This is a genomic window from Micromonospora chokoriensis (genome assembly GCF_000718555.1).
Classification (GTDB): domain Bacteria; phylum Actinomycetota; class Actinomycetes; order Mycobacteriales; family Micromonosporaceae; genus Micromonospora; species Micromonospora chokoriensis_B.
The window spans coordinates 42,237-60,387 of sequence record NZ_JOAN01000023.1 but is presented as its reverse complement, the minus strand read 5'-3'; the positions used below and the strand labels follow the sequence as shown (position 1 = coordinate 60,387).

20 protein-coding genes are annotated in these 18,151 nt (G+C 71.8%); 8 read left to right on the top strand and 12 right to left on the bottom strand.

Annotated elements, in window-relative coordinates; all coding sequences use genetic code 11:
- Window positions 1-78: 78 nt before the first annotated feature.
- Window positions 79-1,218 carry a ThuA domain-containing protein gene (locus IF46_RS32855; protein WP_232234181.1) on the bottom strand — a complete coding sequence of 380 codons (1,140 nt, stop codon included), beginning with the start codon at window positions 1,216-1,218 and terminating at the stop codon, window positions 79-81.
- Window positions 1,219-1,577: 359 nt separating this feature from the next.
- Between IF46_RS32855 and IF46_RS0126495 the strand changes: the two genes are divergently transcribed.
- Entirely contained in the window at window positions 1,578-1,751 is a 174-nt protein-coding gene (locus IF46_RS0126495) for a hypothetical protein (RefSeq protein WP_157563497.1), read from the top strand.
- Here the strand turns inward: IF46_RS0126495 and IF46_RS0126490 are convergent.
- The 3 genes from IF46_RS0126490 to IF46_RS0126480 form a co-directional block, all read right to left on the bottom strand.
- Window positions 1,723-2,430: an alpha/beta fold hydrolase gene (locus tag IF46_RS0126490; RefSeq protein WP_030491099.1), complete on the bottom strand. Its 708-nt coding sequence runs from the start codon at window positions 2,428-2,430 to the stop codon at window positions 1,723-1,725. The two genes, IF46_RS0126495 and IF46_RS0126490, sit on opposite strands and share 29 nt — an antisense overlap.
- 110 nt (window positions 2,431-2,540) lie before the next feature.
- Window positions 2,541-3,350 (bottom strand): CPBP family intramembrane glutamic endopeptidase, encoded by an 810-nt coding sequence (locus IF46_RS0126485; RefSeq protein ID WP_030491098.1) that lies wholly within the window; start codon window positions 3,348-3,350, stop codon window positions 2,541-2,543.
- A 37-nt stretch (window positions 3,351-3,387) separates the two neighbouring features.
- The gene (locus IF46_RS0126480) at window positions 3,388-4,131 is read right to left on the bottom strand and encodes an SAM-dependent methyltransferase (protein ID WP_030491097.1); all 744 of its coding nucleotides are present in this window, start codon (window positions 4,129-4,131) and stop codon (window positions 3,388-3,390) included.
- A gap of 62 nt (window positions 4,132-4,193) precedes the next feature.
- Here IF46_RS0126480 and mug point away from each other — a divergent pair, with 62 nt between their 5' ends.
- Window positions 4,194-4,763 (top strand): G/U mismatch-specific DNA glycosylase, encoded by a 570-nt coding sequence (gene mug / locus IF46_RS0126475; RefSeq protein WP_030491096.1) that lies wholly within the window; start codon window positions 4,194-4,196, stop codon window positions 4,761-4,763.
- Here the strand turns inward: mug and IF46_RS0126470 are convergent.
- Both IF46_RS0126470 and IF46_RS0126465 read right to left on the bottom strand, forming a co-directional pair.
- Window positions 4,760-5,266, bottom strand: coding sequence for an SRPBCC family protein (locus IF46_RS0126470; RefSeq protein WP_030491095.1), 507 nt, complete (start codon window positions 5,264-5,266; stop codon window positions 4,760-4,762). The two genes, mug and IF46_RS0126470, sit on opposite strands and share 4 nt — an antisense overlap.
- Window positions 5,263-5,625, bottom strand: a complete 363-nt coding sequence (locus tag IF46_RS0126465) for an ArsR/SmtB family transcription factor (protein WP_036393345.1) — start codon at window positions 5,623-5,625, stop codon at window positions 5,263-5,265. The genes IF46_RS0126470 and IF46_RS0126465 overlap by 4 nt, the downstream gene beginning before the upstream one ends.
- Window positions 5,626-5,736: 111 nt before the next feature.
- On the opposite strand from IF46_RS0126465, the gene IF46_RS0126460 reads away from it, so the two are divergent.
- The 3 genes from IF46_RS0126460 (at window position 5,737) to IF46_RS0126445 (ending at window position 8,891) form a co-directional block, all read left to right on the top strand.
- Window positions 5,737-6,837, top strand: coding sequence for a calcium:proton antiporter (locus IF46_RS0126460; RefSeq protein WP_030491093.1), 1,101 nt, complete (start codon window positions 5,737-5,739; stop codon window positions 6,835-6,837).
- 505 nt (window positions 6,838-7,342) lie between these two features.
- Window positions 7,343-8,113, top strand: a complete 771-nt coding sequence (locus IF46_RS0126450; protein ID WP_269640108.1) for a neutral zinc metallopeptidase — start codon at window positions 7,343-7,345, stop codon at window positions 8,111-8,113.
- A 121-nt stretch (window positions 8,114-8,234) separates the two neighbouring features.
- On the top strand, window positions 8,235-8,891 hold the full coding sequence (locus IF46_RS0126445; RefSeq protein ID WP_030491090.1) for an HAD family hydrolase: 657 nt from the start codon (window positions 8,235-8,237) through the stop codon (window positions 8,889-8,891).
- 15 nt (window positions 8,892-8,906) lie between these two features.
- Here IF46_RS0126445 and IF46_RS0126440 read toward each other — a convergent pair whose 3' ends face one another.
- The 5 genes from IF46_RS0126440 to IF46_RS0126420 all read right to left on the bottom strand — a co-directional run bounded on the left by IF46_RS0126440 (window position 8,907) and on the right by IF46_RS0126420 (window position 14,817).
- A complete protein-coding gene (locus tag IF46_RS0126440) occupies window positions 8,907-9,284 on the bottom strand; it encodes a carboxymuconolactone decarboxylase family protein (RefSeq protein WP_030491089.1) in 378 nt (125 codons plus the stop codon).
- A 157-nt stretch (window positions 9,285-9,441) separates the two neighbouring features.
- Complete coding sequence (locus IF46_RS0126435) at window positions 9,442-11,997, bottom strand: ABC transporter permease (protein ID WP_030491088.1); 2,556 nt, start codon at window positions 11,995-11,997, stop codon at window positions 9,442-9,444.
- The gene (locus IF46_RS0126430; protein WP_030491087.1) at window positions 11,997-12,764 is read right to left on the bottom strand and encodes an ABC transporter ATP-binding protein; all 768 of its coding nucleotides are present in this window, start codon (window positions 12,762-12,764) and stop codon (window positions 11,997-11,999) included. The genes IF46_RS0126435 and IF46_RS0126430 overlap by 1 nt, the downstream gene beginning before the upstream one ends.
- A gap of 350 nt (window positions 12,765-13,114) precedes the next feature.
- Window positions 13,115-13,807 (bottom strand): response regulator, encoded by a 693-nt coding sequence (locus IF46_RS0126425; RefSeq protein ID WP_030491086.1) that lies wholly within the window; start codon window positions 13,805-13,807, stop codon window positions 13,115-13,117.
- 95 nt (window positions 13,808-13,902) lie between these two features.
- Complete coding sequence (locus IF46_RS0126420) at window positions 13,903-14,817, bottom strand: RecB family exonuclease (RefSeq protein WP_030491085.1); 915 nt, start codon at window positions 14,815-14,817, stop codon at window positions 13,903-13,905.
- A gap of 77 nt (window positions 14,818-14,894) precedes the next feature.
- On the opposite strand from IF46_RS0126420, the gene IF46_RS0126415 reads away from it, so the two are divergent.
- Genes IF46_RS0126415 through IF46_RS0126405 form a run of 3 tightly spaced genes read left to right on the top strand, consistent with a single transcriptional unit; the run spans window position 14,895 to window position 17,666 of the window.
- A complete protein-coding gene (locus IF46_RS0126415; RefSeq protein ID WP_030491084.1) occupies window positions 14,895-16,049 on the top strand; it encodes a site-2 protease family protein in 1,155 nt (384 codons plus the stop codon).
- Window positions 16,046-17,047, top strand: coding sequence for a tRNA (adenine-N1)-methyltransferase (locus tag IF46_RS0126410; RefSeq protein ID WP_030491083.1), 1,002 nt, complete (start codon window positions 16,046-16,048; stop codon window positions 17,045-17,047). The genes IF46_RS0126415 and IF46_RS0126410 overlap by 4 nt, the downstream gene beginning before the upstream one ends.
- A gap of 46 nt (window positions 17,048-17,093) precedes the next feature.
- Complete coding sequence (locus tag IF46_RS0126405; RefSeq protein ID WP_030491082.1) at window positions 17,094-17,666, top strand: hypothetical protein; 573 nt, start codon at window positions 17,094-17,096, stop codon at window positions 17,664-17,666.
- Window positions 17,667-17,720: 54 nt separating this feature from the next.
- On the opposite strand, the gene IF46_RS0126400 is transcribed toward IF46_RS0126405, so the two are convergent.
- Window positions 17,721-18,014, bottom strand: coding sequence for a ferredoxin (locus tag IF46_RS0126400; RefSeq protein ID WP_030491081.1), 294 nt, complete (start codon window positions 18,012-18,014; stop codon window positions 17,721-17,723).
- Window positions 18,015-18,151: the final 137 nt, after the last annotated feature.

Here is an 18,151-nt window from a genome sequence, read left to right as displayed (position 1 = left end):
TTCTCGACGACCGGGGCCGGGCGTGCGGGGGCGCACCACGGCCGGGAGGGGGTGGTGAAACGGCGCGTCGAGGCGCGGTCAGCTGGTGGTGACGAGGTCGAACTTCTCCCACTGGCCGATGGAGGTCCGGTTGGCGATCAGCGGGGAGGCGCCTCCGTTGTCGGCGGCGACGTAACGGTTGTTCACCGTGGCCCGCAGGCTCACCGTGCCGTCGGAGTTGCGGACCAGCTGGAACGTCTCCCACGCGCCGGCAGTGGCCCGGTTGGCGATCAGCGCGGCGGCCCCGGCGTTCTCAGCCGCGACGAACTGACCGTTGCCCTTGGCGCGCAGCGCCACGTTGCCGTTGGCGAGGTTGACCAGGTCGAAGCGCTCGGTGGTGCCGACGCTGGCCTTGTTGGCGATCAGCGCGGTGGTGGCGTTGAGCGAGCTGACGTACTGGTTGTTGGCCCGGGCCCGCAGGGTGGAGCCGCTGGTGGTGGGCGGCGGGGTCGTGGTGCGCGGCGAGCAGTCGGCAGTCACGGAGCCCGCAGCGACCTGGAGACCGCCGAGCAGCATCCGGGTGAAGTTCGGGTCGGTGTACGACGCCTCGGTGTGGCCGAGGCCCGTGTACCAGGCACGCCCGCCGCCGTACGCCTTGCACCAGGTGATCGGGTGGTCGCCGCTCATGTTGCCGCCGCTGTAGGACGACTCGTCGAGGTTGGCGAGGACCCGCGCGCCCGAGCGGGGGTTGGTGCGGTAGTTGTACCACTCGTCGGAGCGGACCCAGGTGGTGCCGAGGTGCGCGGTGGACGGGTTGGTCTGGTCCTCGATCCGCACGGTGGCGTTCTGGATCGCCGGGTGCGAGTCGAACCACGCCCCGACCAGCCCGCCGTACCACGCCCAGCTGTACTCGGTGTCGGCGGCGGCGTGCACGCCGACGTACCCGCCGCCGGCGGCGATGTACGACTCGAACGCGGTCTGCTGGCTGGCGTTGAGGACGTCGCCGGTCGTCGACAGGAAGACCACCGCCTGGTACTGGGCCAGGTTGGAGGTGGTGAACTGCGCGGCGTCCTCGGTCGAGGTCACGGTGAAGCCGTTGGCCGAGCCGAGCTGCTGGATCGCGGCGATGCCGTTGGGGATGGACGAGTGGCGGAAGCCGGCGGTCTTGCTGAACACCAGGACCTTGGTCAGTGGTGCCGCGGCGGCGGGGGTCGGCAGGGCGACCAGGCTGGCCAGCATGACGGCCAATCCGGTGACGAGTGCCAACAGGCGGGGACGGGAACGCATGGTCTTGCTCCTCTGCTGAGCGTCGACCTCAGGGCGTGCGCATGGGCAGGCCAGGGGTCAGGGTGGCGGTGGTGCGGAAGCCGGGCCGCCGATGCTCGGCTGAGGTGCTGCGCGATGGTGGGGTGGTGGGGTGGTGTGCTGGGCCAGCCGACGATCCCTACTAGACACTGTGAGCGATAACAATTCATCGATTGGCGTCGCTGACGCAGTAAACCTCTGATCTATACGCCTCGTCAAGCCCAGGCGTTCCGACCCGAGCACGCCCGCGCACGGCCGGCGTCAAAGTGGAGTCGGGACGTATGGTCGGTGACATGTCCACCGAGGAGGCGTACGACATGCGCACGGCGCTGACTCTGGCTAGGGTCACCTACTACGCCGACGACGTCGATCCGGGACTCAACGTCGAACTGGTCGCCTGGCCGGATCGCGACTACCCGACACGGCCGGACGTCGCGGTTAGCCTCGGCTGCCCCGGGTCGCCATGAGGATCAGGTCGGCGATCGTCTCCGGGTGGGTGACCATGGCGAGGTGTGAGGACTCGACCTCGATGGTCGTCGCGTTCATCCGCTCGGCCAGGAACCGTTCCAGCTCCGGAGCGGTCGTCCGGTCCTGCGTGGAGATCGAGTAGTAGCAGGGCTTGTCCCGCCAGGCGGCCGTCGTCGTGCGGCCCTTGAAGAGGTCGTCGGCGATCGGCCCCTGCACCGCGTACAGGGCACGGGCGCGGGCCTCGTCGACGCCACCGGCGAAGTCGCTCAGGAAGGCGCTCTCGGTCAGCTGCGCGTACCCGCCGTGGTGCACGAGACCAGCGTTCGCCGGCGGCGTGGGGAACTTCGCGGCGAGCGCGGCGTAGTCCTCCCCGGCGTCCGGCGCGCGGGCCGCGACGTACACCAGGGCGCTAACCATCGGATGGTTGCCGGCCTCGCTGATGACCGTGCCGGCCCAGGAGTGGCCCGCCAGCACCGTCGGCCCGTCCTGGCGGTCGAGGGCACGGTTGGTGGCGGCGACGTCGTCGGCCAGGGTGGTCAGCGGGTTCTGCACCGCGGTGACCGTCAGCCCGGCTCGCTGCAGGAGGGGGATGACGTCGGACCAGGAGGAGCCGTCGGCGTACGCGCCGTGGACCAGTACGACATTGCGGGCAGACGTGGCCGGGGACGTGTCGCTCATCTGAAAACCTCCGTACGCGGCCGACGCCGTGCTGTCGCTCGCACAGCTCTCGCCTGTCACTCTTCCCCACGCCGGTCGGGCGGGTGGGCCAAACGCCGAGGCTTCAGCTCTCAGCGCGCCGGGTCTGGTGCGAGGGCACGCCAGTTCAGGCGGCCCCGATAAAGGTGCCGCAGCACGAGCCAGCTGACCGAGAAGGGGATGGCACCCATGGCCACGACCCCCAGGACGCCCGCGCCGGCCACCTCGAAGACCGCCCCGACGTCCCCGAAGAGCTGAGCGACCGTCTGGAAGGCGACATGCAGGCCGATGCCGGCCCAGATGTCGCCGGTGACGGTGCGGAAGGCCCCCAGTAGCAGCGCGAAGACGAAGAAGAGGGCGAGCCGGTCGACGGATCGGGCCGCCCCGATGAGGAACCCGAAGAGGGTGAAGAGCACGGCCTGCCCGATGACCGCCTGCCCGGCCGGCAGCCGGGTGGCGAGGTTGCGCTGAAGGTACCCACGGAAGACCAGCTCCTCCGGCAGCGCCTCCTTCAGGAAGACCAGCACGATCAGCAGCGCCGCCACCCGCAGCACATCCCCGACGGACGTCCGGACGCTGATCTCGACCCAGCCGAGGCCGAGGCAGAGCGCGAACCCCGCCGCGGCGGGGACGAGCCAGCAGGCCGCGCCGAGCAGCAGCCGTCGCCAGCCGGCGCGCAGCGATGGCAACCCGAGGCCGGCCCACGGGCGTCGGTCCAGGAAACGACGGGCGACAACCACCAGGGGTACGACGACAGCGGTGGTGAGGATCGCCCCGACCGCGTGGGTGGGTCGGTCGTAGTCGCGATCGAGTAGGGCACCCAGGACGAGCCACACCAGCACGGCGCCGACGACCACGACGAGGATCCGCCAGGGCAGGGCGAGACGAGGTCCGGCGCTCACCACGCGCAGCGTAGCCAGCGGCGTCAAGGGCGAGCCGTCAGCGGCCGAGCACGAGGTAGGCGAGGCCGAGGACGCCTCGGTAACCGCCGACGTACTGACGCAGCCGGTCGTCGAGCTCCGCGCGGACGTCGGCCGCGCGGGGATCCTCCGGGTACGCCAGCAGCCACTCCTGCCGCCCGGCCAGCCAGGTGGACTCGAAGTCGTCCCACTCCCGCTGGTCGGCGGTGCTCAGGTGCAACAACCGCCAGCCGCGCTCACGGGCGGCCTCGATCAGCCCGGAAAGGGTCGGGACCTCCGGGCCGAAGACCTCGGCGATCTCCGCCGTGGGGGGCCGCTCCCAGTACGCGTCGCCGAACAGCAGCCGCCCACCGGGGCGGACCACGGCGGCGAGCGCGTCGAGCGCGGCCGAGGTGCCGCCGAAGGCGTGGGCCGAGCCGATGCAGAGGACCCGGTCGGCGGGCTCCTGCCAGGCCGCCGCTTCCCCCATCACGAAGGCGACGTGCCGGTTCAACGACCGACCCGCGGCGAGCCGCCGCCCCCGGGCGAGCGCGGCATCGTCGGTGTCGACGCCGACGCCCCTGGTCGCGACCGGGCCGGAGACACCGCCAGCGGCGACCGCCCGCAGCAGCAGCTCACCCCAGCCACAACCGAGGTCGAGCACGCGCGCGCCGGGGCGGATGTCGAGCCGTTGCAGCAGCAGCGCGGCGTGCTCCGGCGAGAGCGGAGTGTTCCAGCGCATCCGCGCGTAACGGCTGGCGGCGAGGTGGTCGGTTGACTGCATCCGTTGAGGGTGTCAAGACGTACGCCGGGCCCGGCATCGGGGCGTAGGGCAGGATCGGTGGGATGGACGCGCAGCGTGCGGGGCCGGCGCGGCGACCGACCCCGCAGGAGGTGGCGGCGGCGGCCGGCCGAGGTCTGCCGGACATCATCGGCCCCGGGCTGCGAGTGCTGTTCTGTGGCTACAACCCGGGCCTCTATTCGGCCGCCGTGGGGGAGCCGTTCGCCCGTCGGGGCAGCCGGTTCTGGCCGGCTCTGCACGGGGCTGGCTTCACCGATCGGCAGCTGCACTCGTGGGAACGCGACGAGTTGCTGCGGCAGGGCCTGGGCATCACCAGCCTGAGCAACCGGGCCACCGCCCGCGCTGCCGAGCTGACGGCGGAGGAGCTGGTGGCCGGGGTCACCGGGTTGGCGGTGAAGGCCGAGCGCTACCGGCCGCGCTGGGTGGCGATCCTCGGGGTGACCGCGTACCGGATCGCCTTCGCCCAGCCGAAGGCCGGGCTGGGTGCGCGACCGGATCGGCTGGGCCCGGCCCGGGTCTGGGTGCTGCCGAACCCCAGTGGGCTCAACGCGCACTTCCCCCTGCCGGCGTTGACCGCCGAGTTCGCCAGGCTGCGGCGGGCACTCGACCCCTAACCGCCCGGGGCGGCGGCCAGCCCTTGGTAGTAGGGCCGCATCGCGGGGTGGTAGTCGTCGAACTCCGGGCGCGGCGAGCCGTCCCGGGAGGCGACGAGCATGTCCAGGTAGTACTCCCAGCCGGCGCCCACCTCGGCGATGCCCTCGATGTTGCTCAGGTGTTGCACGAACCGCAGCTCGGTGCTGCCGTCGGTCTCGGTCAGCGACAGCTCCAACAGCCAGGTGCCGTAGCTGTCGATCATCGAGACGGCGAGGCGCTCTCCCGGTTCGCACGCGTCGATGCGAACCTCACACCAGGGCTGCTGCTCCTCGTACGCCATCTGGACCCGGATGGTCCGTCCGGGCCCGGCGTCGCCCTCCCACGGGCCGAACCAGCGGGCCGTGCGCTCCGACTCGGTCAGGCTGGCCCAGACGTCCGCCGCCGCGGCGCGGAAGGTCCGGGTGAGGACGAGATCGTGTCCGGTGTCGGTGCGAAACAGGCGTCCGGCGGGTGTACGGGTCATGCCGTGTGCTCCCTTCGGTGCTCCGCCGGGCCGCGGCTGCGGCGCTCTCGGCGGGTGCGATAGACCTCGGTCTCCAACGCGTCGAGGTGCCGCTCCCACCGGTCGATTGTGGTGAGCCCGGTGAGCCAGTCGAGCAGCGGAGCGAGCGGGCCGGGATCGAGTCGGTAGATCCGTTGGCGGCCGACCAGCTCGTCGCGGACCAGCCCACTTTCGCGCAGGACCCGCAGGTGGCGGCTGATGGCGGGCCGGCTGATCGTGAATCGCTGGGCGATGTCGCCGGCGGAGCGGGGTTCGTCGCGCAACATGCTCAGGATGTGTCGCCGGACCGGGTCCGCGATCGCGACGGCCACCTCATCCACTCCAGAAGCGTAACCTATGGGTTACAGATTTGCCCGGTGTGGACCGCCGACACCGCGGACCGCTGCGTCGATGGTGGGCACATGATCACCTGACCTGGCACTCTGTACGGCATGGCCGCCCTGCTTCGCTCCCGCCTGACCGACTGGACTGTCGTCGTACCCGTGCTCGCTGTCCTGGTGTTGATCGCCACCTGGGGGCGGAACCTGCCCGGCCCGATCATCGTGGTGGTCGCGCTGCTGTTGGGCGGCGCTGTGCTCGCGGCCGTGCACCACGCGGAGGTGGTCGCCCACCGGGTGGGGGAGCCGTACGGGTCGTTGGTGCTCGCCGTCGCGGTCACCGTGATCGAGGTCGCCCTCATCGTCACGCTGATGATCAGCGGGCCGGAGAAGACCCAGTCGCTCGCCCGGGACACCGTCTTCGCCGCCGTCATGATCACCTGTAACGGGATCCTCGGCCTGTCCCTGCTGCTCGGGGCGCTACGCCGACGCGTCGCGGTCTTCAACCCGGAGGGCACCGGCGGGGCTCTGGCCACCGTGATCACCCTGGCCACCCTGAGTCTGGTCATTCCGACCTTCACCACCGCCCGGCCCGGCCCCGAGTTCAGCCCGGCCCAGCTCGCCTTCGCGGCCGTCGCCTCGCTGGCGCTCTACGGGCTGTTCGTGCTCGTGCAGACCGGCCGGCACCGCGACTACTTCCTGCCGGTCGACAGCCGGGGCCAGGTGATCGACGCGGAGGAGCACGCCAAGCCGCCGACGACCCGCGCGGCGCTGGTCAGCCTGGGGCTGCTGCTGGTGGCGCTGATCGCGGTGGTCGGCGACGCCAAGACAGTCTCCCCGACCATCGAGGCCGGCGTCGCCGCGGCGAACCTGCCGCACGCCTTCGTCGGCGTGATCATCGCCCTGCTGGTGCTGCTGCCGGAGACCCTGGCCGCCGCCCGCGCCGCCCGCCGCGACCGAGTGCAGATCAGCCTGAACCTCGCGCTCGGCTCGGCGATGGCCAGCATCGGCCTGACCATCCCCGCCATCGCGATCGCCTCGATCTGGCTGGACGGTCCGCTTCTGCTCGGCCTCGGCGGCACCCAGCTCGCCCTGCTCGCGCTCACCGCCGTGACCTCCGTGCTCACCGTGGTGCCCGGCCGGGCCAACGTCTTGCAGGGCGGCGTACACCTGGTGCTGCTGGCCGCCTTCGTCTTCCTGGCCGCCAGCCCCTGACCCGCACGGCCCGCCGGCCCACCCGGCGGGCGGCGACGCCATCCCGGCACCCCCACAGGAGACGTCGAACCCGCCCCCCGCCCCCGGACGCGCTGAACCCACCCGACCTGTCGATCATGAAGTTAGCGTCACGACACGCCGGGCCGAGTGACGCTAACTTCATGATCACCGGAGGTGCGGGGTGGTGAGCGGCGGTTAGGTTGGCGGGATGGGGACTGTGTGGGTGGTGGTTTCGGTTTTTGTGGTTCTGGCCGGTGTTGCGGGCGGGGTCTTGGTGTGGCGGGGGCGGTCCGGTGAGGCAGCGGGCGACGATCCGGTGGCTGGGCGGGAGGCTCGGGGGCGCCAGCAGCGGTACGAGGCCGAGCGGCACGGTGACCAGGGGAGCACCTGGCAGCGCGGCCGGGAGTCCAGTGGCTGAACGCCCCACCGGCGTGAACCGTTGGGCCACCCTGCGCGTGAATCCGGTGATGGGCGTGGCGGTCGTATCGTCGGGGTACGGCGCAGCGTGAGCGCCGATGTCTGGGGAGGCACAGTGGGGGCACGGTTCGGACGCGACGCGCGGGGCCCGGTGGCGGGTCTGCTGATCGCCGCGCTGGTGTCGCTCGCCTGCGCCGGCGGTGGGCTGGCCGAGCCGGAGGCGGAGCGCCCGGGGGCGAGCCCGTCGGCCGCCTCGCCGGCGCCGGGCACCACCCGGGCCGACAGCACCACAAGCGTCGCCGAGTTCGAGCAGGACGTCGCCGACGCGCAGGCGGTCGCCGAGCGGTACTGGGCGGCCCAGTTCAAGGAGTCCGGGCAGCGGTTCCAACCGGTCCGGCGGATCATCCCGTACCAGCGCGACGGCGAGGTGTCCTGCGGCGGGCAGCCGTTGCCCCGCAACAACGCCGTCTACTGCTCGCGGGGCGACTTCATCGCGTACGACGTGGCGTGGTCGGTGGCGGCGTTCCGCCAGGTCGGCGACGCGTTCGTGTTCTACCTGCTGGGGCACGAGTACGCGCACGCCATCCAGGTGCGCCTCGGCATCAACTACAACTTCACCATCCAGCAGGAGTTGCAGGCCGACTGCATGGCCGGGGCGTACCTCGGCGACTCGGTGCGCTCCGGTGCCCTGACCCTCGCCGAGGGCGACCTGGACGAGTTCCGGGAGGGGGTGGCGGCGGTCGGCGACGACCCGGACCAGCCGTGGTTCGCGGAGGGGGCGCACGGCACCGCCGAGCAGCGCACCGACAGGTTCTTCCGGGGCTACGAGGGTTCCCTGAAGGAGTGCGACCTGGGCTGAGCGGGGTTGCCCGGATCACCCCGATGCCCGTTGCCGCCACCGGTCACGGGTGGTGCTGGCAGGATCGCCGGTGTCGGTCACGACCCTGGAGGTTCCGCTGAGCAGCCATCACCCCGCCGCCGTGCTCTTCGACATGGACGGCACGTTGGTCGACAGCGAGAAGCTGTGGGACGTCGCGTTGCAGGAACTCGCCCGGGAGTACGGGGGTGAACTCTCCGTCGACGCCCGCCGGTCGATCATCGGCACCGCCATGGCTGAGTCGATGCGCCTCCTGCACGACGACCTGGGGCAACCCGAGCGGGATCCGGAGATCAGCGGGGCGTGGATCAACGCCCGAATCCTGGAGCTGTTCCGCACCGGTCTGCCTTGGCAACCTGGCGCGTTCGACCTGCTGCGTGCGGTCCGCGCGGCGGGGATCCCCACCGCGCTTGTCACCTCCAGCCCTCGGGCGCTTGTCGAGATCGCCCTGGACACCCTCGGTCGGGACAACTTCGACACGGTGGTCTGCGGCGACGAGGTGGTGGCGGCCAAGCCGCACCCCGAGCCCTACCTGACCGCGGCCCGGCTGCTGGGTGTGCCGATCGAGCGCTGCGTGGCGATCGAGGACTCACCGACCGGGGTGGCCAGCGCGCTCGCCTCGGGCGCTGCGGTGCTGGCCGTACCGGCGGAGGTGGCGTTGCCCAGCACTGTCGGCGTACACCAGGTGGAGAGCCTGACCGGTGTGGACCTGGAGCTGCTCGCGGCGCTGCTGACCGATCGGGCCGCGGCGACCGGCTGACCCAGCCGGCGCTGGTCAGGGGCGCTCGGCGAAGACCGCGGCGACCACCTGGTAGCTGTCGAACGCCCGCGCGGCCCCCGCGTACGCGGCCAGGTGGATGAACAGTTCGACGATCTCCTCCCTGGTCACGCCCGAGGTCAGCGCGATGCGCAGCTGCCCGCGCAGGGGCTCGTGGGTGCCGAGGGCGGCGGCGATCGCCACCGAGACCAGGCACCGGCTGCGCAGATCCAGGCCCTCCCGGGGCCAGGCCGCGCCGAAGGTCTGCACGGTGGCGAGTCGACGGAAGTCCTGCCCCACCGACGGTTCGCCCTCGCCGAGCGGCAGGACCAACGGCTGGCCGAGCAGCCGCTCGGCGTTGTCGAGTGCCCGCTGGTACGCGTCCTGATCGGTCATTTCACCGGCCCCGGCTCTCCGGCCGCCCGGGTCGTGGGCGGGCCGACGACCTGCCGGCAGCACCAGCCTGGCAGTCGGGGGCGGGCGCCGAGGGGGAATGGGACAAGCCGAGACCCCCGGTCGCGCGGATGGCGACCGGGGGTCTCGGGAGTGCCGATCAGTCGTGGGCGATGGCGCCCAGGACGTTGATCCGGGCCGCCCGGATGGCCGGGAGCACCGCGGCCACCACGCCGATGATGGCGGCGAGGCCGAGGAAGAGACCCATCTGCCCCCAGGGCAGGATCAGGTCGGTGATGCCCTCGTCCTTGAGCGCCTCGACCACCGCGGCGCCGAGGCCGGTGCCCACCGCGACGCCGAGCAGCGCGCCGAACACCGAGATCACCACCGCCTCCACGGTGATCATGCCCATGGTCTGGGACCGGCGCAGGCCGATCGCCCGCAGCAGACCCAACTCGCGGGTCCGCTCCAGCACCGACAGGGCCAGGGTGTTGATGATGCCGAGGACGGCGATCACGATGGCCAGCGCGAGCAGGATCTGGATCATCGTGAGCAGCCCGTCGAGTGAGCTGGTCTGCTGCTTGATGAACGCGTCCCGGTCGGCCACCGACACCTCGGGGCTGTCCGCGAGCAGCGCCTCGACCTGCGGCTGCACGTCGGACACCCGGGTGCCCGGGGCCAGCTGGATGAAGCCCTGGATGGGCTGCGGGATGGCGAAGTCCTTCGCCGCGGACGGCGGCAGCGTCACCGGGTTGGTCAGCTGCGACGACTCGTAGATGCCGCTGACCGTGTAGGTGCGGGCCTCGCCCCGGGTCAGCTGGACCTTCACCGTCGAGCCCACCGACCAGCCACGGGAGGTGGCCGTGTCCGAGCTGGCCAGCATCTGGGTCGGCCCGATCCGGTCGATGTCACCGGCGGTGGGCTTCGCCCCGAAGATCTGCCGCAGCGACGCCGGGTCGCTGCTCACCGCGACCCAGGTGCCCTCGCCGTCGACCCGTGCCATGTCGCCGTACTCGCCGTCGACCAGCTGCACCCCGGGCAGGGCCTTGGCCTTGTCCAGCACGCTCGGGTCGAACGTCGGCGGACGCGGGCCGCCCTGCTGGCCGGCGATCACCAGCTCGGCCTTGATGGTGTCCTGGGCGAGCGCGCTGAGGCTGCCCTTGGCCGAGTCGAGGATGACCGTGACGCCGGTGACCAGCGCGATGCCGACCATCAGCGCGGCGGCGGTGATCGCCGTGCGGCGCGGGTTACGCCCGGAGTTGAGCCGGCCCAGCTTGCCCGGCACCGACCAGGAGAAGATCGCGCCGAGCAGGCTCACCACCGGCCGGCTGATCAGTGGGGTCAGCAACGCCACTCCGATGAAGGCGAACAGCACCCCACCGAGGATGGTGGCCAGCGTCTGACCGCCGGCGTTGCCGCTGAGCCCGAGGAACAGCAGCACCGCGCCAATGCCGGTGACCAGCGACCCGGCCACGGTGACCTTGGTCAACGGCCGGTCCGGGGTGGCCACGTCCTGCATCGCCGCGATCGGCGGGATCCGGGACGCCCGCAGCGCCGGCAGCAGCGCCGCCACCACGGTGATCACCAGACCGACGCCGAACGAACCGATCACCGCCGCCGCCGGCACACCGATGCCGGCCAGGGTGAGCCCACCGGCGAGCTTGCCGAACAGGAACGCCAACAGCGCGCCCACCCCGATGCCGGCGGCCAGGCCGAGCACCGACGCGATCAACCCGACCGCGATGGCCTCCAGCACCACCGAACCGATGATCTGTCGGCCGCTGGCCCCGATGGCGCGCATCAGCGCCAACTCCCGGGTCCGCTGCGCCACGATGATCGAGAAGGTGTTGAGGATCAGGAAGGTGCCCACCAGCAGCGCCACCGCGGCGAAGCCGAGCAGGATCTTGTTGAAGAAGGACAGGCCCTCCTTCAGGCTGGCCGAGGCGTCCGCGGCCACCTGCTCGCCGGTCTTCACCTCGAAGTCGGCGCCCAGCGTGCGGGCCACGTCGTCGCGCAGCGCCTCGTCCGACACACCGCCGGCGGCGTTCACCGTGATGCTGCTGAACACGTCCGGCTCGCCCAGCATCAGCCGCTGCGCCACCGGTGTGGTGAAGAAGACCTCGTTGACCCCGCCGATCGAATCTCGGTCACCGCTGTAACCGGCGATGCCGACCAGGGTGAACTCCCGCTTCTTCGACTCGAACGCGGTGAGCACGCCGACCTTCTGGCCGACCTGCACCTTCGCGGCCGTGGCCAACGACTTGTTGATGACGATCTCGTCCTCGGCCTGCGGCGCGCGCCCCTCACGCAGCTTCAGCAGCTCACTCTCGCCGGTCCAGTTCTCGCCCAACTGCGGCGGGCCGAACGAGGTGACCACCTTGCCGTTCCTGCCGATCACCCGGGCGCCGTCGGCGTTGACGATGCCCGTCGCCGAGGCGACCCCCGGCACCTGCTTGACCCGGTCCACCACGGCCGCCGGCAGCGGGGAGGCGGTCTGCTCGCCCTCCATCTCGTTGACCTGCACCTTCGGCTTCGCCGCGACGTTCACGTCGATCTCAGAGAAGCCGTCGGCGAAGACCGAGTCGAAGGAGCGACCCAGCGTGTCGGTGAGCACGAACGCGCCGGAGACGAACATCACCCCGAGCACCACCGCCAGGCCGGACAGGATCAGCCGGACCTTGCGGGCCAGCAGACTCTTCAGTGTCGCGCGGAACATCAGTTGCCCACCTCAGCCGGAGTGTCCAGCTTCTTCATGGTGTCCAGCACCGTGTCGGCGGTCGGCTCGATCAGCTCCGAGACGATCTCGCCGTCGGCGAGGAAGACCACCCGGTCGGCGTACGCGGCGGCCGTCGGGTCGTGGGTGACCATCACGATGGTCTGGCCGTGCTCCCGCACCGACTCGCGCAGGAACTTGAGCACCTCCGCGCCGGCGCGCGAGTCCAGGTTGCCGGTCGGCTCGTCCGCGAAGATCACCTCGGGGCGGGAGACCAGTGCCCGCGCGCACGCCACCCGCTGCTGCTGCCCACCGGAGAGCTGCGACGGCCGGTGGTCCAGTCGGTCCCGCAGACCCACCGTCTCGATCACCGTGTCGTACCAGGCCGGGTCCGGCTTGCGCCCGGCGATCGACAGCGGCAGCAGGATGTTCTCCTTCGCGGTCAGCGTCGGCAGCAGGTTGAACTGCTGGAAGATGAAGCCCACCTTGTCGCGCCGCAGCTTCGTCAGCCCCGCGTCGCCCAGCCCGGTGACCGTCGTCTCACCGATCGCCACCGTTCCCCGGGTCACCGAGTCCAGACCGGCCAGGCAGTGCATGAGCGTCGACTTACCGGAACCCGACGGGCCCATGATCGCGGTGAAGCGGCCACGTTCGAACTCGGCGCTGACCCCCCGCAGCGCGATGACCTGAGCCTCGCCGCTGCCGTACACCTTCCACACGTCGTTCGCCCGGGCCGCGGCCTGCGCATGCTGGCCTACCGTCGCGGTCACGTCATCTACCTCTTCCGTCTGTCCGAAAATGCACGCCGGCCCCCCGAATGGTCCGGCGCGACTGTTCCATCATCGGTGCTGCGTACACCCGCTCCGTCCGACCTTGGGGGGACCCGCTGCGGATTTCCCGCTGCGGGTGCACCCCGATGTCGGGTCAGGGTTGCCCCTGAGTGACGACCGTTTTCTCCCATGGCTCGGCGGGCGGCGGCACCAACGCTGCCACCTCACGCCACAGGAGGGTCAACCGAACCGAGCCGTCTTCGGTCACGGTAGGTGACGATGGCAACGGTGGCCGTCCCCCCACGGAGGGATCTTCGAGTACGCCGGGTGAGGTACCCGGGCCGGTGCGGCTACGCCCGAGGGCGGACCAGCCCCGACTCGTACGCCAGCACCACCGCCTGCACCCGGTCGCGCAGCCGCAGCTTGGTCAGCACATGCCCGACGTGGGTCTTGATGGTGGTCTCGCTCACCGACAGGACCGCCGCGATCTCGGCGTTGGACAGCCCTCGGGCGACCTGCACGAGCACTTCGCGCTCCCGGTCGGTGAGGGCGTTGAGCGCCGCCGCCGGTGTCGCCGCCGGGTCGGGCAGCAACTCGGCGAAGCGGTCCAGCAGTCGCCGCAGGATCCGAGGGGTCACCACCGCGTCCCCGGCGGCGACCGTGCGGATCGCCGCGATCAGGTCCTCGGCCGGCACGTCCTTGGCCAGGAACCCGCTGGCGCCGGCCCGCAACGCGCCCACCACGTACTCGTCCAGGTCGAAGGTGGTCAGCATCAGCACCCGCACCCGCACCGGCAGTCGGGCGTCGACGATGGCCCGGGTCGCCGCCACCCCGTCCATCCGGGGCATCCGCACGTCCATCAGGACGACGTCGGGCAGCAGCCGACGCGACAGCTCCACCGCCTCCACGCCGTCACCGGCCTCCGCCACCACGTCCAGGTCGTCCTCGGCGCCGAGCACCATCCGGAACCCGGTCCGCAGCAGCGGCTGGTCGTCGGCGAGCAGGATCCGCACCGGCCGCGCCGAGGCCACCCGATCGCTCATCTCGTCTCCCGTCCCGCCGACGTCGTGACGCGCACCGGTCATCCTCCCGTACGGGAAACGGTGCGTCGCGGATCACCCGTCGCTCACCGGTGCCGTCACTCGTCGGCGCCCGGCGTCACCGCAGTGGCCCGGGAGTCGCGCAGCGGGTCGGCGCTCGCCGCCGCGACCGGGAAGGGCGGCGGGGTGCCGCCGAAGCTGGGGCAGAGCGCCTGGTGGCTGCACCAGTCGCAGAGCCGACTCGGCCGGGGCCGGAAATCCTGCCGGGCGGTGGCCTGCTCGATCGCCCGCCACAGCGCCACCACGGTGCGCTCGAAGCGGATCAGCTCGTCGGCGTCCGGCGTGTAGTCCAACACCTCGGCGTCGCGCAGGTAGAGCAGCCGCAGCACCCGCGGCACCACCCCCCGGGTGCGCCACAGCACCAGCGCGTAGAACTTCAGCTGGAACAGCGCCCGCGCCTCGAACGCCTCTCGTGGAGCGCCGCCGGTCTTGTAGTCGACCACCCGCAGCGCGCCGTCCGGAGCGACGTCGAGCCGGTCGAGGTAACCCCGGATCAGCAACTCCTCGTCGACCACCGCGGAGATCAGACTCTCGCGTTCGGCCGGCTCCAGCCGGGTCGGGTCCTCCACCGCGAAGTAGCCCTCCAACAGCCCGGTGGCCGAGCGGAGGAACTCCACCGGGCCGGCCGGCTCCGCGCCGTCGAAGATGCCGGCCAGTTCCGGCTGCTCGGTGACCAGCCGGTCCCACTGGGGCGCCACCAGGTCACCGGCAGCCTCCGGCGTGCGGCCGGGGGCGGGCAGGTCGAACAGGCGCTCCAGCACCGCGTGCACCAGCGTGCCCCGGGCCTGCTCGATCGTGGTGCGCTCAGGCAGCCGGTCGATGCTGCGGAACCGGTAGAGCAGCGGGCAGGTCTTGAAATCAGCCGCCCGCGACGGGGACAGCGAGGCTCGCACCGTCGGCGGCGCCTGCGCCGGGGAGGAGGGTTGGGGGGTGGTGACCGGTTCCGCCGTCATGTCGGCAAAGGTTAGGGCACCGGTGTGACACCGCCCGCCGCCCGCCCCGCACAGCGACGGTCCGTAGCATCGTGGCGATGGAGCAGACAACCCGGCCGCCGCGCCGACCAGACCGACGCCTCGGCCTGAACGTCGGCCGGGTGTTCGGGGTGCCGCTGCACCTCAACGGCTCCATGGTCCTGCTCGCGGTGCTCATCGCGGTGCTGTACGGCGAGTTCGCCCGCCGACAACTGGACCTGTCGCAGCTCAGCGGCTACCTGATCGGTTTCGGATTCGTCGTGTCGCTGCTCGGCTCGGTGCTGCTGCACGAGCTGGGCCACGCCCTCACCGCCCGGCGGTACGGCATCGGTGTGCGCGGGATCACCCTGGAGCTGCTCGGCGGCTACACCGAAATGGACCGGGACGCCCCGTCGCCCCGCGTCGACCTGCTGGTCTCGCTGGCCGGCCCAGCGGTCTCCGCGGTGCTCGGCGTGCTGTCGGTCGCCGCCACCCTCGCCCTGCCCGAGCGGACCGTGGCCCACCAGCTCGCGTTCCAGCTCGCCGTCAGCAACGTCATCGTGGCGATCTTCAACAGCCTGCCCGGGCTGCCGCTCGACGGCGGCCGGGCGCTGCGCGCCGCCGTGTGGGGGCTGACCCGCGACCGGCACCTCGGCACCGAGGTCGCCGGGTGGGCCGGCCGGGTCGTCGCCGTCGGCACCGCGGCGCTGGTCCTGCTACTCGCCCTCGGGCAGTACCTGGCGCCGCTGGCGCTGCCGCTGATGCTGCTGGTCGCCGTCACCCTCTGGCGCGGCGCCGGGCAGTCGATCCGGGCCGCCCGGGTCAGCCGCCGGTTCCCGCTGATCGACCTCGGCCGGCTGGCCCGCCCGGCCTGGCCGGTGGTCACCGGCACACCCCTGGCCGAGGCCGAGCGCCGACGCGCCGAGGGCGGGCAGCCCGGCTCCGCGCTGCTGGTCACCGACTCCACCGGTCGGCCGGTGGCGCTCGTCGACCCGGTCGCCGCCGCCGCGGTGCCGGTCGAGCGCCGGCCGTGGCTGGCGGTGGACGCCGTCGCCCGGTCGCTGGGCACACTTCCCACGTTGCCGCTCGGGTGGGACGGCGAGCGGGTGATGGAGGCCGTACAGACCCACCCGGGCGCACAGTACGTGGTGACGTCAGGCGAAGATGTTGTCGGCATTCTGCACATCGCGGACTTGGCACAGCTCCTCGAACCCAACCGGAAGATGACACCGTGACCGCAACTCCCTCCACCGTCGCCGCCGACCCCGCCAACCCGGCGCTGACACCCGTGCACCGTGGGCCGTTCCGGCCCGGCGACCGGGTCCAGCTGACCGACCCCAAGGGGCGGATGCACACCGTGACGCTGGAGCCCGGCAAGGAGTTCCACACCCACCGCGGCATCCTGGCGCACGACACGCTGATCGGGCTCCCCGACGGCAGTGTGGTGACCACCTCCGGTGGCGGCACCGCTTTCCTGGCCCTGCGGCCACTCCTGTCGGACTACGTGCTGTCCATGCCGCGCGGCGCCCAGGTGATCTACCCGAAGGACTCGGCGCAGATCGTCGCGATGGGTGACATCTTCCCCGGCGCGAAGGTCCTCGAGGCCGGCGCGGGCTCCGGCGCGCTGAGCTGCTCACTGCTGCGCGCCGTCGGCACCGAGGGTGAGCTGCACTCGTTCGAGCTGCGCGACGACTTCGCCCAGATCGCCAAGCGCAACGTCGAGGCGTTCTTCAACGGGCCGCACCCCTCGTGGAACCTGCACGTCGGCGACGTGGCGCAGTGCCAGGAGACCGGCTTCGACCGGATCATCCTGGACATGCTGACCCCCTGGGAGACCCTCGACATGGTCGAGCGGGCGCTGGTGCCCGGCGGCGTGTTCATCGGCTACGTCGCCACCACCCCGCAGCTCTCCGAGCTGGTGGAGGCGTTGCGCGAGCGCGGCGGCTGGACCGAGCCGCGGGCCTGGGAGTCCCTGGTGCGCGACTGGCACGCCGAGGGCCTCGCCGTGCGGCCGGACCACCGGATGATCGCGCACACCGCGTTCCTGGTCTCCGCGCGCAAGCTGGCCCCGGGAGTCACCGCGCCGCCGCGCCGCCGTAAGCCCAGCAAGGGCACCGAGGCGTACGTGCAGCGCCGCCAGGACCTGCGCGCGGCGGAGGCGGCCCGACAGGCCGCTGCCGCCCAGGCGGCAGGCGCGCAGCCCAACGGTGCGGGGGAGATGGACAGGCCGTGACCATCGAGCTGGGCGCCGGCACCGCCGAGCAGGGGGAGACGCTGGCATGAGCCGACCGGGCTACGGCGGCGGAGACCTCCCCGCGGTCTTCCCCGACTGGTCGCCCTACCAGGACCTGGAATCGGCGGCGCGGGCCTACCTGCGCGACCCGGACGTGGCCCTGGAGGCGCTCGGTGGCGTGCTGCGCGGCGCGTCGGTGCTCGGCTTCACCCTGGAACGCTTCGTCAACGAGGTCAACGGGGTGTGGCAGGAGGTCGTCGTCTGTGACGGCAGCCGGCTCATCCTCTGGCACGGCGAGGACGTGCCGCCGGAGGAGGGGCCCCCGGGCTCGATGACCTCGTCGCTGCGGGTGGTTCCGGTCTCCACCGTCACCGAGGTGGGCTGCCGGCGGCGGCTCAACCGCTCCGAGAGCGGCGAGATCCGGGTCGACAGCATCGACGTCTACCTGCTGCTCACCTCGTTGGACGAGGCGCCGCCGAGCGAGGAGATGGCCGGCACACCCCGGCACGACGCGCTGCGCTTCGGCAAGACCCTCGACGACGGCGGGGCCGGGCAGATCGCCCGGCTGGAGGAGTTCGCGCGGTTGGTCGCCTCGGTGGTCGGCCGTCCGATGCTCTGAGGCGTACCCCATTCTCCGACCCGGCCGGGCCGCGTGGCCCGGCCGGCGGGAGGGTCAGTCTTCCTCGGCCTCCGGGCCGGCGACCTCGACGCCGTCGCCACGCACCACGTGGATGCAGTCACCCGGGCACTCCTTCGCGGAGTCGATCACCTCGAGTCGCAGGTGCGCGGGGACGTCGACCCGGCTGCCCGGCGCCATCAACAGCTCACCGTCGACGCCCTTGACGTAGGCCAGGCCGTCGATGTCGAACTCGAACACCTCCGGCGCGTACTGCACGCAGAGCCCGTCGCCCGTGCAGAGATCCTGGTCCACCCAGACCTGCAACTCGTCGGTCGCGACCTCGGCCATCGGTGCACCCCCCATGTTCTCCCGTGCCACGCTTCGACGGTACCTGAACGCCAGTAACGGCCCGTCAGGCCACCCTTGGCGATCAAGGTTCGGTGACGAGGGTGTTGCGTGGGACCGAATCGGCCTCATAGCGGCTA